The 19797-nt window shown below is 68.7% G+C and carries 12 protein-coding genes and 2 pseudogenes; 12 read left to right on the forward strand and 2 right to left on the reverse strand.

All coding sequences use genetic code 11. From position 1 onward, the window contains the following. The first annotated feature begins 92 nt into the window (after positions 1-92). Genes BYZ73_RS12265 through BYZ73_RS12275 form a run of 3 tightly spaced genes read left to right on the forward strand, consistent with a single transcriptional unit; the run spans position 93 to position 4185 of the window. Positions 93-2267, forward strand: a complete 2175-nt coding sequence (locus BYZ73_RS12265) for a peptidase domain-containing ABC transporter (RefSeq protein WP_112316174.1) — start codon at positions 93-95, stop codon at positions 2265-2267. Between the two features lie 10 nt (positions 2268-2277). Next, the gene (locus tag BYZ73_RS12270) at positions 2278-3576 is read left to right on the forward strand and encodes an HlyD family type I secretion periplasmic adaptor subunit (RefSeq protein WP_112316175.1); all 1299 of its coding nucleotides are present in this window, start codon (positions 2278-2280) and stop codon (positions 3574-3576) included. Between the two features lie 15 nt (positions 3577-3591). Further along, positions 3592-4185 carry a class I SAM-dependent methyltransferase gene (locus tag BYZ73_RS12275; protein ID WP_108023869.1) on the forward strand — a complete coding sequence of 198 codons (594 nt, stop codon included), beginning with the start codon at positions 3592-3594 and terminating at the stop codon, positions 4183-4185. A 263-nt stretch (positions 4186-4448) separates the two neighbouring features. On the opposite strand, the gene BYZ73_RS12280 is transcribed toward BYZ73_RS12275, so the two are convergent. Next, positions 4449-6308 carry an O-linked N-acetylglucosamine transferase, SPINDLY family protein gene (locus BYZ73_RS12280; RefSeq protein ID WP_245943134.1) on the reverse strand — a complete coding sequence of 620 codons (1860 nt, stop codon included), beginning with the start codon at positions 6306-6308 and terminating at the stop codon, positions 4449-4451. Positions 6309-6661: 353 nt separating this feature from the next. Between BYZ73_RS12280 and BYZ73_RS12285 the strand changes: the two are divergent. The 9 genes and pseudogenes from BYZ73_RS12285 to mvaD all read left to right on the forward strand — a co-directional run. Then, a pseudogene (locus BYZ73_RS12285) lies at positions 6662-9034 on the forward strand (beta strand repeat-containing protein); the annotation flags it as partial. A 216-nt stretch (positions 9035-9250) separates the two neighbouring features. After that, positions 9251-10129, forward strand: a pseudogene (locus tag BYZ73_RS24150) (beta strand repeat-containing protein); the annotation flags it as partial. 372 nt (positions 10130-10501) lie between these two features. Continuing rightward, complete coding sequence (locus BYZ73_RS12290; RefSeq protein WP_112316177.1) at positions 10502-11806, forward strand: hydroxymethylglutaryl-CoA reductase, degradative; 1305 nt, start codon at positions 10502-10504, stop codon at positions 11804-11806. Positions 11807-11834: 28 nt separating this feature from the next. Beyond that, complete coding sequence (dctP, locus tag BYZ73_RS12295) at positions 11835-12872, forward strand: TRAP transporter substrate-binding protein DctP (protein WP_112316178.1); 1038 nt, start codon at positions 11835-11837, stop codon at positions 12870-12872. A gap of 51 nt (positions 12873-12923) precedes the next feature. Next, positions 12924-13415: a TRAP transporter small permease subunit gene (locus BYZ73_RS12300; RefSeq protein WP_112316179.1), complete on the forward strand. Its 492-nt coding sequence runs from the start codon at positions 12924-12926 to the stop codon at positions 13413-13415. Then, a complete protein-coding gene (locus tag BYZ73_RS12305; RefSeq protein ID WP_245943135.1) occupies positions 13412-14737 on the forward strand; it encodes a TRAP transporter large permease in 1326 nt (441 codons plus the stop codon). Before BYZ73_RS12300 ends, BYZ73_RS12305 begins: the two co-directional genes overlap by 4 nt. A gap of 268 nt (positions 14738-15005) precedes the next feature. Further along, on the forward strand, positions 15006-16124 hold the full coding sequence (locus tag BYZ73_RS12310; protein WP_112316180.1) for a mevalonate kinase family protein: 1119 nt from the start codon (positions 15006-15008) through the stop codon (positions 16122-16124). 23 nt (positions 16125-16147) lie between these two features. Continuing rightward, the gene (locus BYZ73_RS12315; RefSeq protein WP_181498043.1) at positions 16148-17053 is read left to right on the forward strand and encodes a mevalonate kinase family protein; all 906 of its coding nucleotides are present in this window, start codon (positions 16148-16150) and stop codon (positions 17051-17053) included. Beyond that, entirely contained in the window at positions 17046-18074 is a 1029-nt protein-coding gene (gene mvaD, locus BYZ73_RS12320; RefSeq protein ID WP_112316182.1) for a diphosphomevalonate decarboxylase, read from the forward strand. The genes BYZ73_RS12315 and mvaD overlap by 8 nt, the downstream gene beginning before the upstream one ends. Before the next feature lie 33 nt (positions 18075-18107). On the opposite strand, the gene BYZ73_RS12325 is transcribed toward mvaD, so the two are convergent. Beyond that, a complete protein-coding gene (locus BYZ73_RS12325; RefSeq protein ID WP_112316183.1) occupies positions 18108-19790 on the reverse strand; it encodes an acyl-CoA dehydrogenase family protein in 1683 nt (560 codons plus the stop codon). Positions 19791-19797: the final 7 nt, after the last annotated feature.

Consider the following 19797-nt stretch of genomic DNA (forward strand, 5'->3'; position numbering starts at 1 on the left):
CGCTCCCGGCGGGGTCCGCCCCCGCTGGGAGTTCTGTCCCGCGCCGTTTCCCGACAACCCCACGTTAATGGTGGCTTGCGTACACATGGCGCATGTCGGTCCACGATTCCCAGCTGTCCGAAACCCTCGCGCTCGATACGCCGCAGCTGTCGACGCTGCGTGGGGCGTTCCTGATCGCCGCGCATAACGGTATCATCCTCAGCCCCGATGAACTGCCCGATCTGGGGCAGGACGACCTCGCGCCCGGTCTGATGGCGCTGTTCGCGGCCAAGGGCCTGCGCTGCCGCCTGATCGGCAAGGCCGGATGGCGCATGGCCTCGCGGCTGGGGCAGGGGCTGCCGGTGCTGGCCGAGGTCGAACAAGGCCGCTGGATCGTGCTGGTCCATGCCGGTCTGATCGAGAAGGCCCGCACCGCCGCGCTGCTCGATCCACGGCACGAAGCCGATGGCGTGCGCAGCGTTCCCTGGGAGGAATTCGAGCTGCGCTGGACCGGCCGACTAATCCTGATCGGGCGGACGGATGGCAAGGCCGACGCGGCCCGGGCCTTCGGCCTGCGCTGGTTCCTGCCCGCGCTCCGGCGCGAACGCAGCCTATTTGCCGGGGTGGCCGTGGCGGTCGTCACCGGCAACCTGATCGCCTTTTCGCTGCCCTTGCTGCTGCAGGTGATGATCGACCGGGTGATCGCCCATCAGGCCTGGTACACGCTGATGTCGGTGACCGCGGTCTATGTGCTGCTGGTGCTTTTCGATGCGGGCTTCGGCTATGTGCGCCAGCGTCTCAGCCAGATCGCGGGCGGCCGGATCGATGCCGATATCGGCTCGCAAAGCGTCGCCCATCTGTTGCGCCTGCCGATGACCGTGTTCGAGACGACGCCTGCCGGGGTTCTGACCCGCAACATCCAGCAGACCGACAAGATCCGCCATTTCCTCACGGGGCGGCTTCTGCAGACGATGCTGGACGCGGCCCTGCTGCCGCTTCTGTTGACCACGCTGGCGCTTTTGTCGGGCACGCTGACGCTGATCATCGCGCTGTACGCCATCGCCATCGCGGGCTGCATCGGGCTGATGCTGCCGATCCTGCAGAACCGGCTGAACGCGCTTTACGGGGTCGAGGCGGAACGCCAGGCGCTGCTGGTCGAGACGCTGCACAACATGCGCGCGGTCAAGTCGCTGGCGGTCGAGCCCGCGCGCCAGCGGTTGTGGGAAGACAGCCTGGCCCAGTCGGTGCGCAAGCAATGGGATCTGGGCCGGATCTCGGCGCTGACCGGCACGCTGACCGGGCTTCTGGAACGGATGATGCAGGTCACGGTGGTCGCGGTCGGCGTCGGGCTGGCGCTTCAGGGCACGATCACGGTCGGCACGCTGGTCGCTATCCTGCTGCTGTCGGGCCGGGTCTCGGGGCCGCTGGTGCAGATCGTGGGCCTGATCAACGAATGGCAAGAGGCCGCGCTGTCGATCCGGATGCTGCGCAAGATCATGGATCACCCGCCCGAACGGCAGGATGACGGGCAACTGGCACAGCCGATGCTGTCGGGCGCGCTCGAGCTGCGCGAGGTGGGCTTTGCCTATCCCGGCGCCGCGACCCCGGCGCTCGACCGGGTCAGCCTTTCGGTCGCGCCGGGGCAGGTCGTGGGCATCGTCGGGCGGTCGGGGTCGGGCAAGACCACGTTGACGCGCCTGATCCAGGGGATCGAGACGCCGCAACAGGGGCTGATCCTGTTCGACGGCATCGACATCCGCAACATCGCGCTGTCCTCGCTGCGCCGTCAGGTCGGCATCGTGCTGCAGGACAACCTGCTGTTTCGGGGCTCGATCCGGGACAATATCGCGGTCGCGGTGCCGGGCGCCCCGCTCGAGGCGGTGCTGCGCGCGGCGACGCTTGCCGGGGCCGACGAATTCATCCGCCGCCTGCCGATGGGGTTCGACACCATGGTCGAGGAAAGCGGCGCCAACCTGTCGGGCGGACAGCGCCAGCGCATCGCCATCGCCCGCGCCTTGCTGGCCGACCCGCGCATCCTCATCCTGGACGAGGCCACTTCGGCGCTCGACCCCGAATCCGAGGCATTGGTCAACCGCAACCTCGCCGCCATCGCCCATGGCCGCACCATGATCGTGGTCTCGCACCGGCTGTCCTCGCTGGTCCGGGCCGATCAGATCCTTGTGCTCGATCAGGGCCGACTGCTCGACATGGCCCCGCACGAGACCCTTCTGTCGCGCTGCGAAACCTATGCGATGCTCTGGCGCCAGCAGACCGAGCATATCACATGAGCGCCCGCCCATGAGCAATGTCGCGCGCGACGCGCTCCCGTTTCAGCCGCCGCTGGTGCAAGTCCGCGAAGAGCCCTTGCCCTGGCTCCTGCGGCTCTGGCCCTTCGGATCGGCAGTGCTGCTGATCGCGCTGGTCACGCTGGCGGCCTTCGTGCCGATCGACGTCGTGGTCACCGCCGAGGGCCGGATCGTGACCGACGATCCGCCCGTGGTGATGAAACCTCTGGGCTCGGCGGTGCTCGACCGGCTTCTGGTGCGCCCGGGCGATGCGGTCGAGCCGGGCCAGCTTCTGGCGCGGCTCGATGCGCGCGATCCCGCAACCGACGCTGCCGTTCTGGCCGCCGAGCGGGTGGCGATCGAGGCCCAGATCGCCCGGATCGAGGCCGAACTCGACAACCGCCCTGTCGCGGGCGAGGGCGAGGAATTCGCCCTTCAGGCCCGGATCCAGAGCGAACGCGCCGCAACCGAGGCGGCGCAGCGCGACCAGCTGGTCACGGCGCTTGCCCAGATCGACGGCGGGATCGACGCGGCGCTGGAAAGCGTGCCGGCGCTGGCCGAGGCGGTCGCGACGGCCCGCGAGATCGAGACCATGCATGAAACCCTGCTGGCCCGGCAAAGCGGCACGCGCCTTGCGGTCAACCAGGCCCGGCTCTTGCGGCTGGATGCCGAAACCAGCAGTCGGGACAACATGGCCCAGCTTCTGTCCCTGCGCCAGGAACGCGAAACCGCCGCCGCCCGCCTTGCCGCCTTTGAAAGCGACTTGCGGCAGAGCCGTCTCGAGGAACTGGCCGGGCTCCGGCCGCGACTGGCGGTGATCGACCGCCAGCTGTCGCAGGCGACCGACCGCGCGCGGCTTTACGATCTGCGCGCGCCGCAGGCGGGCGTCGTGCTGTCGGTGGCCGAGGGAGGACCGGGCTCGTTGATGACCATCGCCGATCCGGTGGTGGTGATCGCGCCCACGGGCGGTGCGATGCATGCCGAGATCGGGCTGCTGTCCCGCGATGTGGGGCTGGTCCATCCCGGTGACCCGGTGCGAATAAAGGTGGATGCCTTTCCCTGGCGCCGCCATGGCCTGATCGCGGGGCGGCTGACCGATGTTGCGCCCAGTTCCAGCGTGCCGACCGGCGGCGGCCCGGCCCGCCATGCCGCGCGCGTGGCCTTCGACCGCGACACCGCCCTGCCGGACGGGCTGATGCCCGGCATGACGCTGACCAGCGACATCGCCACCGGTCACCGGACCCTCCTGACCTATTTCCTCGATCCGGTTCTCAACGGGTTGAGCGAAAGCCTGCGCGAACCCCGATCCTGAACCCGGAGCTCCTTCATGGACACCCTCACCCTCGACCCGGAAGATGTGACTGCCTCTCTCAAGACCGTGCTTCATGTGGGCTGTGGCATGGCCGACCCCGCCAAGCTTCCGGCCGACGCCTTCCCGGCCGATGGCTGGCGCGAGCTTCGGCTCGACATCGATCCGTCGGTGATGCCCGACATCGTCGCGAGCATCACCGACATGAGTGTGCTGGCCGAGGGCGCGGTCGATGCTGTCTGGTCGTCGCACAATCTCGAGCATCTGCGCGCTCATGAGGTGCCGCTGGCACTGTCCGAATTTTGTCGCGTGCTGCGGCCGGGCGGGTTCGCGCTGATGACGATGCCCGATCTGCAGCGCGTCGCGATCCTGGTGGCCCAGGGGTTGCTGGAAGAGCCCGCCTATGTTTCGGCCGCGGGCCCGATCTCGCCGATCGATATCCTTTACGGCTATCGTCCTTCGATTGAGGGTGGGAACGATTTCATGGCACATCGCACCGGGTTCACGATCGGCTCGCTCAGTGCCCACATGACGCGCGCGGGCTTCGTCGACGTGCAGGTCGAATCCGACGGTCGCTTTGCGCTTTGGGCCAGGGGGGTGCGGCCCGCCTGAGTCCCCGGCCCGACGCGCAAGAACGCCCCGGACGGCTTTCCGTTCCGGGGCGTTCTTGCATCTGCCGGGCGACCCTGCCGGGCGACCCTGCCGGGCGACCCTGCCGGGCGACCCTGCCGGGCGACCCTGCCGGGCGACCCTGCCGGGCGACCCTGCCGGGCGACCCTGCCGGGCGACCCTGCCGGGCGACCCTGCCGGGCGACCCTGCCGGGCGACCCTGCCGGGCGACCCTGCCGGGCGACCCTGCCGGGCGGCGCCCCGGGTCAGGCGCGTTTCACGACCGAAAGCAGGGCGGTTTCGAAGCGGCGGGCGAAATCGGCGCAATCGCCCAGGGTTTCGGTCCAGCGGGCCGCGAGGGCCGGGCCGCGCAATACCGGCCGGCGGGCCGGATCCGTCGCCATGGCGACGGCGCGGCGCACGTAATCCTCGGGATCTGTAGCGATGCAGTCGGTCAGGCCGACGGCGGTCAGAAGGCTCGTGCCCATCCGCGCCGAGAAGGTGCGCCCGGCCATGGTCAGAACCGGCAGCCCCATCCGCAGGGCATCCGAGGCGATGGTGCCGGCATTGTAGGGCGTGGTGTCGAGGAAGAGATCGCCAAGCGCGAGCCGCGCCCGGTAGCGTTCCGGATCGACCCTGGGCGCAAAGATCAGCCGGTCGGGGGCGAGGCCCGCCGCCTGCCAGCGCGCGCGCAGGGCGGCGACGCTTTCGGGCGTGTCCTCGATCAGCCAGAACAGCGCCTCGGGCGCGGCTGCAGCGATCCGGCACCAGGCGGCGAAGACGGGTTCGGTGATCTTGTAGTGATGCGAGACGCAGACGAAGACGAAGCGGTCCTCGGGCAGTCCTTCGCTGGCGCGGCTGACCGCGGGAAGGTCGGGCCGGCGGCCGTCATTGGCCTGGTAGCAGCCCTCGATCCGCAAGGGGGCAGGGGAATAGCGGGCGGTTTCTTCCTCGGGCACCGTGATCGCGTCGCACAGCAGCCAGTCGAGTTCGGGCACAGGAACCGAACCGATATAGCCCAGATAGGTGGCCTGGACCGGCGCGGGCTTCCAGCGCAGGATGCCCGGGCGACCGCCGCTGGTCAGCCCGTTCAGGTCGATCAGGATGTCGATCTCGTCGGCCCGGATGCGTCGCGCGGCCTCTTCGTCGGTCATGGTCCCGACCGGCACATGGCGGTCGAGTGCTGCAAGGATGCGGGCGCGTACATCGCTGCCGTCTTCGGGCGAGACGCAGTAGCCCGTGACCTCGAACCGGCTGCGGTCGTGGCGTTCCAGCAGTTCGGCGATCAGGTAACTCATGGCGTGGCGGCAGAAGTCCGAGGACAGATAGCCCAGCCGGATCCGGCCGTGCCGGTAGCCTTCGGGGGGCGCGAGGCGTTTGCCCGGATCGGGGACGTTGCGCGCGATCCAGTCGGCGGCGACGCGGCGCTGCATTTCGGGGTCGTCATGCAGCGCGAGCGTTGCAAGCGGGCCGCACCAGAGTTCGGCCTCGGCGGTGCTGAGCCCCGGAACCGCAAGCTCGGCGGGCGGCCAGGCTGCCATCTTCTGGCGGGTATGCACGAGATGCTGGATCACGTCGGGCTGGTGCGGTTCGATCAGCAGCGAGGCGCGCAGCTCTTCGGCCGAGGCGCCGAGGCTCTTGTCGAGTTCCAGCATCCGCCCCAGTTGCTTGTGCAGCGCCACCCGGCCCTCGGCCGGCGGCAGCGCCTGGCGCAGGAAGGCGATGGCCGCGGCGCGGTCGCCGAGGGCTTCGGCAGCCTGGCCCGCGGCAAGCGCGGCCTGCCAGAGGTCCGGTTTCATCCGGAGCGCCTGCACGGCCGCGTCATAGGTGCCGGCGAGATCGCCCGCCACGTTCAGCAACACCGACAGGTTGAACCAGGCGGCCCAGGCATCGGGACGCGCGCCATTCCGGTCGAGCCAGATGCGGTAGATCGCGGCCGCCGACTGCGGGGCGCGGCTGGCAAGATCGACCACGGCGGCGGCGTCGGCGCAGGCAGCGGTCATTCGGGTGAGAGCGTCGAGGTCGGGAACGGGGTCAGGGTCCGTCCGGCCGGTGCGCGACAGGAACCCGGCTGGCGGCGTCGGGCCGCCGGAGGGTAGGAACACGGTCTGGGACATATCGGTCATCGGGACTCTCCTCGGTTTGAGGCAAACTCGCGCTTAGCGGTTAAGACGGGATTGCCATTTGAGCCCAAAAAACGCCGCGATGTTTATCGAGAGTGTCCGACGACGCTTCTTGCCGGTTAGCAGCTTCTTTACGGGTTGCGCGGCAGGCTGGCGCGGATCCGAAGTCAGCAGGACTTCGACTGTCAGGCAGACGCGCGCGAGAAGCCGAGGCGTCGCCCCCCGAGTCGGACCCAGAGCCCATGTCGACCCTCAGTAACCTGTCGACCGCGCAAATCGCGGCGTTGACAACCGCCACAATCGCCTCGCTGACCAGCAGCGACATCGCCAGTATCAGTTCGGCACAGATGGGGGCTATGACGACGGCTCAGGTCGGTGCCCTGACCACCATGGCCATTCGCGGCATCGGCTCGGTCCAGGCTTCGGGCCTGACCACGGCCCAGATGGCCAAGTTCTCGACCGCGCAGCTTCAGCAGCTGTCGTCGCTGGCCATTCGCGGCCTCTCGACCGACAATATCGTGGCGCTGACGACCGCGCAGGCGGCCGAACTGTCCTCGCGGCAGGTTTCCGCACTGAGCTCGACCCAGGTCGCGGCGATGGAAACCGCCGATCTGGTCAAGCTGTCGACGATTGCCGTGAAGGGCCTTGGCAAGACGCAGGTGGCGGGTCTGACCACCGGCCAGGTCGCGGCGCTGACCACCGCGCAGACCGCGGTGCTGAGCAGCCTTACCCTGTCGGGCCTGTCCTCGACCCAGGTTGCGGCCCTGACCACGGCGCAGATCGGGGCGCTGACTTCGATCGCGATCAAGGGCCTGACCTCGACCCAGACCGCCGGTCTGACCACGGCGCAGGTCGCGAAGCTGTCGACCGCGCAGATCAAGGCGCTGAGCGTGTCCGCGATAAAGGGCCTGAGCACCGCCAATATCGTGGCGCTGTCGACCGCCCAGGCGGCCGAGATCTCTTCCCAGCAGGTCGCGGCGCTGAGTTCGACCCAGGTGGCGGCGATGGAGACCGCCGATCTGGTCAAGCTCTCGACGGTTGCGGTCAAGGGCCTTGGCCAGACCCAGGTGGCCGGTCTGAGCACCGCTCAGGTTGCGGCGCTGACAACGGCGCAGGCCGCGGTGCTGAGCAGCGTGTCGCTGGGCGGGCTGTCCTCGACCCAGATGGCGGCGATGACCACGGCGCAGATCGGCGCGCTGACCTCGATCTCGATCAAGGGCCTGACCTCGACCCAGACCGCCGGTCTGACCACGGCACAGCTGGCGAAACTCTCGACCGCACAGATCAGGGCGTTGGGCAGTTCGGCGATGGCGGGGCTGAGCACGGCCAATATCGTGGCGATCTCGACCGCGCAGGCGGCGGAACTGTCCTCGGTGCAGCTGAAGGCGTTGAGCTCGACCCAGATGGCGGCGATGGAAACTGCCGATCTCGTCAAGCTGTCGACAGCCGCGTTCCGCGGACTTGCCTCTGACCAGATCGACGGGCTTTCGACCGCTCAGGTTGCCGCAATCACCACGGCCCAGGCCGCGGTGATGAGCAGCACCATGCTGGGCAGCATGTCCTCGACGCAGTTGGCTGCAGTGACCACCGCCCAGATCGGGGCGATGAGTTCGATCGCCATCAAGGGGCTGACCTCGACCCAGACCGAGGGCCTGACCACGGCGCAGCTTGCGAAGCTCTCGACTGCACAGATCAAGGCGCTGAGCGGCTCGGCGATGTCGGGGCTGAGCACGGCCAATATCGTGGCGATCTCGACGGCGCAGGCGGCGGAACTGTCTTCGGCGCAGATCCGCTCGCTGAGCTCGACCCAGATGGCGGCGATGGAAACAGCCGATCTGGTCAAGCTGACCACCCTGGCCGTGAAGGCGCTGGGCGAGGATCAGGTCGAAGGCCTGACTACGGCGCAGGTCGCCGCGTTGACCACCGCGCAGGCCGCAGTTCTCAGCGATACGGCCCTGGGCGGGCTCTCTTCGACCCAGATGGCGGCGATGACCACGGCGCAGATCGGGGCGCTGACCTCGCGGTCGATCAAGGGGCTTGGCGCGACCCAGACCGCGGGCCTGACCACGGCACAGCTGGCGAAGCTCTCGACCGACCAGATCAAGGGGCTTGGCGCCTCGGCCATGTCGGGGTTGAGCACCGCGAATATCGTGGCGATCTCGACAGCGCAGGCGGCGGAACTCTCCTCGGTTCAATTGAGGGCGCTGAGTTCGACCCAGATGGCGGCGATGGAAACCGCCGATCTCGTCAAGCTGTCGACGGCTGCGATCCGCGGGCTTGCCGCCGACCAGATCGACGGCCTGTCCACCGCGCAGGTCGCGGCGATCACCACGGCGCAGACCGCGGTTCTCAGCAGCACCATGCTGGGGGAACTGTCCTCGACCCAGATGGCAGCGATGACCACCGCGCAGATCGGCGCGCTGAGCACACTGGCGCTCAAGGGCCTTGGCGCGACCCAGACCGAGGGTCTGACGACCGCGCAGATGGCCAAGCTCTCGACTGACCAGATCAAGGTTCTGGGCTCTTCGGCGATCTCCGGGCTGAGTACCGCCAATATCGTGGCGATCTCGACCGCTCAGGCTGCGGAGCTGTCCTCGACCCAGGTCTCGGCGCTGAGTTCGACCCAGGTCGCGGCGATGGAAACCGCCGATCTGGTCAAGCTCGACACCTCCGCGATGCGGGGCCTCGGGGTCGATCAGGTGGCGGGGTTGACCACGGCGCAGGTCGCGGCACTGACCACGGCGCAGGCGGCGGTGCTGACCGACATCACGCTGTCGGGTCTGTCCTCGACCCAGATGGGGGCGATGACCACTGCGCAGATCGGTGCCCTGACCTCGCGGTCGCTGCGCGGCCTGACTTCGACCCAGACCGAGGGCCTGACCACGGCGCAGATGGCGAAGCTTTCGACCGACCAGATCAAGGCGCTGGGCAGCTCGGCCATGTCGGGGCTCGGCACGGCCAGCATCGTCGCCCTGACCACGGCGCAGGCGGCAGAGCTGTCCTCGGTGCAGATCGCGGCGTTGGGCTCGGCCCAGATGGCGGCGATGGAAACCGCCGACCTGGTCAAGCTCGACACTTCGGCGATCCGCGGGTTCGGGGCCGACCAGGTGTCGGGGCTGACCACGGCGCAGGTCGCGGCGATCACCACGGCGCAGACCGCGGTCCTCAGCAGCTCGATGCTGGGCGCGCTGTCCTCGACCCAGATGGCGGCAATGACCACGGCGCAGATCGGCGCGCTGGGAACGCTGGCGCTCAAGGGCCTTGGCGCGACCCAGACCGAGGGTCTGACCACGGCACAGCTGGCCAAGCTCTCGACCGATCAGATCAAGGTTCTGGGCAACTCGGCGATCTCGGGACTGAGCACGGCGAATGTCGTGGCGATCTCGACCGCGCAGGCGGCCGAACTGTCCTCGACCCAGGTCGCGGCCTTCAGCTCGACCCAGATCGCGGCGATGGAAACCGCCGATCTGGTCAAGCTCGACACCTCGGCGATCAAGGGGCTCAGCTCGACCGGCATCGCGGGGCTGACCTCGGCCCAGGCGGCGGCGCTGACCACAGGGCAGATCACCGCGCTCTCGACGCTGCAGATCGGGAATATCTCGACCTCCAGCATCGTCGGCATGGGGACCGCGGCGATCCAGGCCTTCACGACCAACCAGATGGGCGGGTTCAACTCGCAGCAGATCGCGGCGCTGACCACGGCCCAGGTCGCGGCGCTGCAGACCCAGGACATCGCGGCGCTGTCCGATACCCAGACCGAGGCCTTCACCTCGACCCAGCTGGCGGCCATGTCGACAGCGCAGCTGAACGCGCTGTTCCTCTGATCCGGACCCGGGGCCGGCCGCCGCGCCGGCCCCGAAACACCTTTCGATGGCCGGTGCCCCAGAGGGCATCGGCCTTTTCCTTTGCCGCGCAGCGGTATCGGCGGACCGGCGGGTGGCGTTGACCGAAGCGCGCGCCCGGCCGGACGGTGCGGCAAGATGCAGGCCTGCGTTCCGCGGCCTCGGGGCCTATCGGGAGGCGCGAAAGCGCCGATGCGCGGGCCCGCGACCCGGGGCGAAACCGTCTTCGCCCGTGGCGTCCCGACCTGCGGGTGCCAACATTCTGGGTGCAGTCCGGTGGAATTTGCTCAAATGTCAGGATAATTCCGAATCGAAGGCGGCATCGGTCCGCCTGAGTTTCGGGAGGAGGCAAGAATGACGGATAGCCCAACGGCATCCCAATCCGGCGTCAGATCGCGGATCGAGGGCTTGCGCGACAGCGAGCCCGCCGACCGGCGCGCGGCCGTGGCCGCGGCGGCCGGTCTCGACGGCGCGGCGATGGAGGCACTGTCGGATGCGACCGCCCTGCCGCTTTCGGTCGCCAATGGCATGATCGAGAACGTCATCGGTACCTTCGAGCTGCCGCTGGGCGTCGCCACCAATTTCGTTGTGAACGGGCGCGAGTATCTGGTGCCGATGGCGGTCGAGGAACCCTCGGTCGTGGCGGCGGCCTCCTACATGGCCAAGCTCGCGCGGGCGGGCGGCGGTTTCACCGTCAGCTCGACCGCGCCGATCATGCGCGCCCAGATCCAGATCGTGGGGCTTGGCGATCCGTTCGGGGCGCGCGCGGCGCTGCTGGCGCATCGGGACGAGCTGATCGCGCTGGCCAATACCCGCGACAGCGTGCTAGTGGGCCTGGGCGGCGGCTGCAAGGATATCGAGATCGAGGTTTTCGCCAGCTCGCCCATCGGGCCGATGGTGGTGATGCATCTGCTGGTCGATGTGCGCGACTCGATGGGGGCCAATGCGGTCAATTCCATGGCCGAGTTGCTGGCTCCCCGGGTCGAGGCGATCTCGGGCGGGCAGGTGCGGCTGCGCATCCTGTCGAACCTCGCCGACCGGCGGGTGGTGACCGCCAGCGTCCGGGTGCCGGCCGAGGCTCTGACCACCAGGGCCCATGACGGGACCGAGGTCGCGCGGCGGATCGTCGAGGCCTGCGCGCTGGCGCTGATCGACCCCTACCGCGCCGCGACCCATAACAAGGGCATCATGAACGGCATCGACCCGGTGGTCGTCGCGACCGGCAACGACTGGCGCGCGATCGAGGCGGGGGCGCATGCCTATGCCGCGCGCTCGGGGCGTTATACCTCGCTGACCACCTGGGAAATCGCGGCCGACGGCGCGCTGGTGGGCACGCTGGAAATGCCGATGGCGCTGGGCATCGTGGGGGGCGCCACGCGCACCCATCCGGCGGCTCAGGCTGCACTCAGGCTGATGCGGATCGGCTCGGCGCAGGAACTGGCCGAGGTGACGGCGGCGGTCGGGCTTGCACAGAACATGGCCGCGCTGCGGGCGCTGGCGACCGAGGGCATCCAGCGCGGGCACATGACGCTTCATGCGCGCAACATCGCCATCACCGCCGGGGCGACGGGCGGCGATGTCGACCGGGTGGCCAAGGCCATCGTCGCGGCGGGCGACGTCAGCGTCGCCCATGCCAAGAAGGTTCTTGAAGGTGCCTGACTCAGTTAAAAATCCGGGAGAGTTACCCATGACCCAGACGACCCGACGCAAGATCCTGCATCTCGGCGGGGCGGCGGCGCTTGCCGCGCCCGCGATCCTGTCGACCGGCGCAGCCCGCGCGCAAGGCGTCACGAAATGGCGGATGCAGGCGCTGTGGGGCGGCGGCACCACGCCGATGCGCTACGAGGAAGACTTCTGCGCCCGCGTGGCCGAACTGACCGGCGGCGCCTTCGAGATCACACCGTTTTCGGGCGGGCAGATCGTGCCCTCGGCCCAGGCCTTCGACGCGGTCCGGGGCGGCGCCTTCGAGATGATGAAGACCTTCGACGGCTATACCGCCGGCAAGATCCCGGCGCATGGGTTTTCGTCGACCGTGCCCTTCGGCTTTCCCGAGGCCGACCAGTACGAGGCCTGGTTCTACGAACGCGACGGGCTGGCGCTGGCACGCGAAAGCTATGCCCCCGCCGGACTGACCTATATCGCCCCCACTGTCTATGGCGAGGAGCCGATCCATTCGCGCGTCGAAATCCGCAAGATCGCGGACATGGACGGGCTCAAGGGCCGCTTCGTGGGCCTTGCCTCGGCGGTGATGGCGCGTTTTGGCGTCTCGGTCTCGCCGCTGCCGACTTCCGAGGTCTATTCGGCGCTCGACAAGGGGCTGATCGACATCGCCGATCGCGGCGACATCAAGGCCAATTACGAAGAGGGCCTGCACGAGGTCGCGCCCTTCCTGATCCTGCCCGGGGTGCACCAGCCGACGACCGCCACCTCTTATGTCGCCAATACCCGCGCCTATGAGGCGCTCGACGACCAGAAGAAGGCGGCGCTGGCCGTGGCTGCGCGCGAAATCTCGGGCAGGCTGCGCCAGAACATCATCGTCTCGAACGGCGAATACCTCGCCAAGTTCGAGGAGGCGGGGGTCGAGATCCTGACCCTCGACCCCGAGGACGTTGCCGAGGCGCGCGGCCGGGCGGTCGAGTTCTGGGCCGAGGCCGCCACCGACGACCTGTCCCGTCGCATGATGGACTCGCAGGTCGCGCTGATGAAGGACCTGCGCCTTCTCTAGGCCTGACCCGGTGCTGGCCCCTTGGGGCCGGTGCCCTACGCGGAGCATCCGATGACGACACTGGCCCGGCTTATCACCGCCCTCAACCGCGGGCTTTTCGGCATTGCGAAATGGCTGGTCTACGCCATCGTGCTGCTGATGCTGTGGGAGGTGGTGTCGCGCTATTTCCTGGCCCATCCCACCTCCTGGGCACCGGAACTGGCGACGCTGATCTTCGGGCCGTTCTTCCTTCTGGGCGGGCCGTACCTCCTGCATTTGGGGGGCCATGTCGCGGTCGATCTGCTGTCGGCCCGGGCGACCGGCGGACTGGCGGTCCTGCTGCATCTGGTGGGGCTTGCCCTGGCCGCGGCCTTCGGGCTGATCCTGCTGTGGTTCAGCCTGCCGCTGGTCGCGCAGTCGATCAGCTATGGCGAGACCAGCTATTCCGCCTGGAACCCGGTCGTGTGGCCCGCCAAGGCCTTCCTGCCGCTTTGCGCGGGGCTGCTGGTCCTTCAGGCGGCGGCCGATGCCGTCTTCGCGGTCAAGGGGGCGGATGCGACGTGATCGAAAGCTCTCTGGTCCTTGTCTTCATGTTCACCGCGCTCGTGGCCTTCATGCTGAGCGGCGCGGGGCTTGCCTTCGTGCTGGGCGCCATCGCCTTCATCTCGACCATTCTTCTGTGGGGGCCGTCGGCGCTGATCGTCGCGGTGCTGAACACCTTCGAGACGATGACCTCGGAATCGCTGATGGCGATCCCGCTTTACGTGCTGATGGCCGCGATCCTGGAAAAGTCCGGGATCATCGAGGCGCTTTACGAGGCGATGGAAACCTGGTTTTCGCGGCTCAATGGCGGACTTGCGGTCGGCACCATCGCGATCTGCACGATCCTCGCCGCCATGACCGGCGTCGTCGGCGCGGCGGTGGCGGCGATGGGGATCCTGGCGCTGCCGTCGATGCTGGCGCGGGGCTATAACCCGCCGCTGGCGCTGGGCGCGATCTGCGCGGGGGGCACGCTGGGCATCCTGATCCCGCCCTCGGTGGTGACGATCGTCTATGCAATCACCGCCCAGATGTCGATCGGCCAGATGTTCGCCGCGGGCATCGTGCCGGGGCTGATCCTGGCGGCCAGCTATTCGGCCTATGTCCTGATCCGGACCGCGATCAATCCCGCGCTGGCGCCGAAGCCGCCTGAGGCGGCGACCCTGCCGCTGGGGGTGAAGCTTGCCAAACTGAAAAGCCTGATCCTGCCCGCCTTCGTGGTGCTGGGCGTTCTGGGCTCGATCTATGCCGGGCTGGCGACGCCGACCGAGGCGGCGGCGGTGGGCGTTCTGGGCGCCGCGCTGTCGGCGCTGGTCACGCGTAAACTCAGCCTGCCGATGCTGTCCGAGGCCGCCGGGGATACGCTTCGGGTGACGGCGATGATCCTCTGGATCACCATCGGCGCCCGGGCCTTCGTGTCGGTCTTTGCCGCGACCGGCGGGGCGGATTCGCTTCTGGGCTTCGTCGAGGGGCTCGAGACCTCGCGCTGGGTCGTGCTGGGCGCGATGGTGCTGGTGCTGGTCTTCCTCGGGCTTTTTCTCGACGAGATCGGGATCATCCTGCTGTGCGTTCCGGTCTTTCTGCCCATCGTCAAGGCGCTGGGCTTCGATCCGCTCTGGTTCGGGGTGCTCTTCATGATCACCGCGCAGATGGCCTATATCACGCCGCCTTTCGGCTATACGCTGTTCTACCTCAAGGGGGTGCTTCCGCCCGGGCTGGGCATCGGGCAGGTTTATCGCGGAATCGTGCCCTTCTTCCTGATCCAGCTGGCCGTGCTGCTCTTGTTCGTGGTGTTTCCGGGGATCGTCACCTGGCTGCCCGAAACCCTGCTGCCCAGCCTCAAGTGACGAAGGTCGCGAAAACCCCGGGTGCACACCCCGGCAGGGGTGCGACGCGACGTCCCCCGGGGACGGTTTGGGCTTGGCGCGGCCGGCCGGTCGGCGGTATGGGACGGCGACGCCGAGACGACATCCTCAGCCTTTCCGGATCTGGCGGGATCGATACCGGCGTCGCGGAGTTTCGCGTGGCGCATCAGTTCCTTTTGCAACCCGGCCGTCGCCTGGCCCCCTCGGAGCAGCCCGCCGGGATGTGCGACCGCCCGGCAGGGGGCGCCCGATGACCGTCGCGACCGCCCCTCACGGCACTGCCGATGCCCTGCCCGAGGACGCCTCGCGCGCCCATGCGCCGGGCAAGATCATCCTTTCGGGCGAACATGCGGTGGTTTATGGCGCGCCCGCGCTGGCCGTTGCGGTGGCGATCTATACCGAGGTCTGGTTTCGCCCGATCCATCCCAGCGACGGGCTGAAGACTGTCTTCGCTCAGGTTTCGCAGGGCGCGTTCTATCCGCTTTCGGCGCTGAATCATTTCAAGCAGTCGCTCGACCACCGGTTCGAGTCCTTCCTCCGCGGCGAACTGAAGGTCCAGCAGATCCTGCAGCGGCCCGACGACCTGATCGTCTATACCCTGATGTCGCTGGCGCAGCGGCTGCCGATGCCGGGCAAGAGCCCGGGCCATTGCCTGCCGGTGCCGGGCCAGCTGGGCGGCACCAGCGCGCTGCCGGTCGGGGCGGGGATGGGCTCGTCGGCCTCGATCATCGCGGCGACGATGGTGCTGTACGAGACCTTGCTCGACCGGCTGCACAGCACCGAGGAACGCTTTGAATGGGTGCGCTTCTGCGAGCGGCTGCAGCATGGCAAGGGCGGCGCCATCGACGCGGCGGCGGTGACCCATGGCGGTGCGATCCGGGTGCAGGGCGACAGCCGCTTCGCCCCGGCCATTCCGCCCGGCCACGGGCTCTGGCATGGCGAGGGTTGGTACTGGGTGCTGCATGGCAAGCCCGCCAGCTCGACCGGCGAATGCGTGGCGGCCGTGCGCGAGGCCCATGGCACCGATCAGGCGTTGTGGCATGGGTTCGAGGCCTGCACCGATGCCTTCCAGACCGCGCTTGAAACCGACAGCTCGCCGGTCGCAAGCCTGCGCGAGAACCACCGCCTTCTGACCCATATCGGCGTGGTGCCCGAAGCCGCGGCCCGTTTCGTCGACGAGGTCGAACAGGCCGGGGGCGCGGCCAAGATCTGCGGCGCCGGATCGATCCGGGGCGAAAGCGGCGGCGTGATCCTCGTGCATCTGCCCGACGCGCCCAGGATGGACCGCCTCATGGCCGCCCATCCCGACCTGCGCTGGGCGCCGCTTCATGTCGCGCCGACCGGGGCCGCGTTCGGACCGCCGCAATGAAGGTCTCCGCCCCTGGTTCGATCATGATCACCGGCGAACATGCGGTGGTCTACGGCCATGCCGCCATCGTCGCGGCGGTCGAACAGCGCATCACCATCGAGGTGACGCCGCTGGCCGAGCGGCAACTCGAGATCCTGTCCGACATCGCGCCGCCCGCCACGGTGCCGCTCGATCCCATCGTTGTCGAGGGGCCTTATCGCTTCGTGCTGGCCGCGGCGGCGCGCTTTGCCGGGCGTCTGCCCGGAGGGGCACGGCTGCAGATCGCGTCCGAGATCGACCCGACGCTGGGGCTCGGGTCTTCGGCGGCGGTGACGGTGGCGGCGCTTGGCGCCTTCGCCCACCTCAGTGGGGCACCGACCGAAGGGCTTCATACCGACGCGCTGGCCGTCGTCCGGCGGATCCAGGGGCGGGGCAGCGGGGCCGATCTGGCCGCCAGCCTCAAGGGCGGGATGAATGCCTACCGTCTTGGCGCCGACATGCTGACCGGCGCGCCGCCCGAGACCACCCGCGCGCGGATCGACCGGCTGCCGATGCCGCCCGCGCTCAGCCTGCGCTATGCGGGCTACAAGACGCCTACCGGCGAGGTGCTGGCCCGGATCGCCGCCGCGATGGAAGGTCGCGAGGCCGAGTTCGCGGCGCTTTACGACCGGATGGGCGATTGCGCCGCGACCGCCATCGCCGCCGCCGGGCGCGGTGATTGGGCGGGCCTTGGCGCGGCGCTGTCGGTCTATCAGGGTCTGATGGCCGAACTGGGGGTCTGCGACGACATGCTGGGCCGGATCATCGCCGAGGCAAAGACCACGCCGGGCCTTCTGGGCGCCAAGATCTCGGGCTCGGGGCTGGGCGATTGCGTGCTTGCGCTGGGCGCGCGGCCCGAGGGCTTCACGCCGGTCGCGGTGGCAGAAGAGGGACTTAAAATAGATGACTGACCGCGCCCGCGCGATCTTCGACGCCGTTCTTCCGGCGCGGCTTTCCGGACCCGTGTCCTTCTCGGCGGCTGCCCCCAGCAACATCGCCCTGTCGAAATACTGGGGCAAGCGCGATGCCGGGCTGAACCTGCCGCTGAACAGCTCGCTGTCGATCTCGCTGGCGGAATGGGGCACGACGACCCGGGTCGAGCCCGCCGGGGACGGCACTGACGCGGTCTGGCTGAACGGCGAGCGGCTGGCCCCCGAAACCGGCTTTACCCGCAAGGTCGTGGCCTTCGCCGACCGGTTCCGGCGCGACCAGAGGCTGCCACTGCATGTCGTGACCGAAAACACCATCCCGACTGCGGCGGGGCTGGCCTCGTCGGCCTCGGGCTTTGCCGCGCTGACCCGGGCGCTTGCGGGCAGTTTCGGGCTCGATCTGGCGGACGATACGCTCAGCATGCTGGCGCGGTTCGGTTCGGGCTCGGCCACACGCTCGCTCTGGCACGGCTTCGCGCGGTGGGAGCGCGGCACGCGCGAGGACGGGACCGACAGTTTCGCCCGCCCGCTGCCCGAGGTCTGGCCCGAGTTCCGCATTGCCATCGTCCGGGTCGATACCGGCCCCAAAAGCCAGTCCTCGCGCGATGGCATGGGCCATACGGTTGCGACGAGCCCGCTGTTCGCAGGCTGGCCCGCGCAGGCCGAGGCCGATTGCGCCGCCATCGAAGCCGCCATCAAGGCCCGCGATTTCATCCGTCTGGGCGAGTTGACCGAGGCCAATGCGCTGGGCATGCACGCCACCATGATCGCGGCGCGTCCGGCGCTGGCCTATCTCAAGCCGGAAAGCTGGCAGGTCCTGGACCGACTCTGGGCGGCCCGCCGCGACGGGCTTGAGGCCTATGCGACGATGGATGCGGGCGCGAACGTCAAGCTGATCTTCCTGGAAGACAGCACGCCCCGCATCGCGGAGCTTTTCCCCGATGCCGCCATCGTCGAGCCTTTCGGGGCTGCGGCAAAGCTCCCGGGGCAGCCCCGGCCCTGAGGCCGGAGCGCCCGGAGAGACGACGGGTTCGGGTCAGCCCAGCACGCGGCGCGCGATGACCTGCGCCTGGATCTCGGCGGCACCCTCGAAGATGTTCAGGATGCGCGCGTCGCACAGGATGCGGCTGATCGTGTATTCCAGCGCGAAGCCGTTGCCGCCATGGATCTGCAACCCGTTATCGGCGGCCGCCCAGGCAACGCGGGCGCCCAGCAGCTTGGCCATCCCGGCCTCGAGGTCGCAGCGCCGGTCATGGTCCTTTTCCCAGGCCGCGAAATAGGTCAGCTGGCGCGCCACCATGATCTCGACCGCCATCATCGCCAGCTTGTCGGCGACGCGCGGGAAGGCGATCAGCGGCTTGCCGAACTGTTTGCGGTCCTCGGCATAGCGCATCGAGACATCGAGCGCGGACTGCGCCACGCCGATGGCGCGCGCCGCGGTCTGGATGCGGGCCGATTCGAAGGTCTGCATCAGCTGCTTGAAGCCCTGGCCCTCGACCCCGCCCAGAAGGTTTTCCGCCGGAACCGCGAACTTGTCGAAGCCAAGTTCGTATTCCTTCATGCCGCGATAGCCCAGAACCTCGATCTCGCCGCCGGTCATGCCGGGGGTGGGGAAGGGGGTGTCCTCGGTCCCGGGTGTCTTTTCGGCCAGGAACATCGAGAGGCCCTTGTAGTCAGTCGTCTCGGGGTCGGTCCGCGCCAGCAGAGTCATCACATGCGCGCGCGCGGCATGGGTGATCCAGGTCTTGTTGCCGGTCACCTCGTAGCTGTCGCCCGCCTTGACCGCGCGGGTCCGGAGCGCGCCCAGGTCGGACCCGGTATTGGGTTCGGTGAAGACCGCCGTGGGCAGGATCTCGCCCGAGGCGATCCTGGGCAGCCAATGCGCCTTCTGGTCGTCGGTGCCGCCGCAAAGGATCAGTTCGGCCGCGATCTCGGAGCGGGTGCCAAGCGAGCCCACGCCGATATAGCCGCGCGAAAGTTCCTCGGAGACGACGCACATCGAGGCCTTGGACAGTCCGAAGCCGCCGAATTCCTCGGGGATGGTCAGCCCGAAGACGCCCAGCTCGGCCATCTCCTCGATGATTTCCATCGGGATCAGCGTGTCGTTCAGGTGCCAGTCATGGGCATTGGGCTCGACCCGGTCGAGGGCAAAGCGACGGAACTGTTCGCGGATCATTTCAAGCTCGTCGTCGAGCCCGGTCGCGCCCAGCGTGACATTGGCGACCTGCTCGCGCATCAGCGCGACCAGCCGGGCGCGGGCGGCGGGGGTGTTGCCGCCCCGGATCAGCGCGGTCACCGCATCGGAATAGAAGGCGTGATGGGCCTCGGACGAAACGCCCAGCTCGGGCAGGCGGACGATCTCGCCCTGGCTCATCGGGATGCCGCCCGCGATCTGAGCCAGATATTCGCCGAAGGCGATCTGCAGGATCAGCTGTTCGATCTCGCCGAACTTGCCCTGTTCGGTCAGCCGTCCGGCCCAGGCCTGCATCTGGCGCAGCGCCTGGGCATAGGTCGCGAGCCAGGCCAGCCCGTGGGCGGCGTGCTGTTCGGCCTCGACCAGGCGGCCCGAGACGCGGCCCTCCTCGGTCACGCGGGCAGCAAGCGCGGTGCGCGCAGCCTCGGTCACCGCCTCGACCGGGCCAAGTGCGGCCTCGGTCAGCGTCAGAAGATCGGCGAGAAGCGCCTGTTCGGCGGGCCTGTCCTGACCGTCATGGGGCATGAATCGT

This window comes from Rhodovulum viride, assembly GCF_003265965.1.
GTDB classification, from domain to species: Bacteria; Pseudomonadota; Alphaproteobacteria; order Rhodobacterales; family Rhodobacteraceae; genus Rhodovulum; species Rhodovulum kholense.